1 pseudogene is annotated in these 406 nt (G+C 35.7%); it reads left to right on the forward strand.

Features of this window, described 5'->3' with window-relative positions:
- A pseudogene (locus ACG916_RS21555) lies at positions 1 to 304 on the forward strand (fimbrial protein); the annotation flags it as partial.
- Positions 305 to 406: the final 102 nt, after the last annotated feature.

Consider the following 406-nt stretch of genomic DNA (forward strand, 5'->3'; position numbering starts at 1 on the left):
CTTTAAAGGTATTCATCTCAGTCCAATTTCAGCAACTGACTTAGATGAATCGGATAAGACTTTGTTGATCAATAAAGCCACAGGTGCTTCTGTTAAAAACCCTGTTTTTATTCAATTAAGTGTTTCGGGTGGCAATGTACCTGTGAATCTTTCTCAGCCCTGGAATACTCAGGGAAGAAACGCTGTTTATGGCCATAGTCAGGCCGTCCACGTAAGTTATCAAGTCAACTATATTTCCAAAACAGGGATTGTCGATGCTCAGAATGTCACAGCGAGAGTAAATTATACATTGCACTATAATTAATTTTTGTCTGATGGTTTCAATTGGGAACAATATGTTTGTTGTTGATTAAGCCAATTAAAAAATAATTAAAACTTCGTAAGGTGAATTCAATGAAGAAACTTA

The sequence above is a fragment of the Acinetobacter legionensis genome (genome assembly GCF_048552295.1).
GTDB lineage: Bacteria > Pseudomonadota > Gammaproteobacteria > Pseudomonadales > Moraxellaceae > Acinetobacter.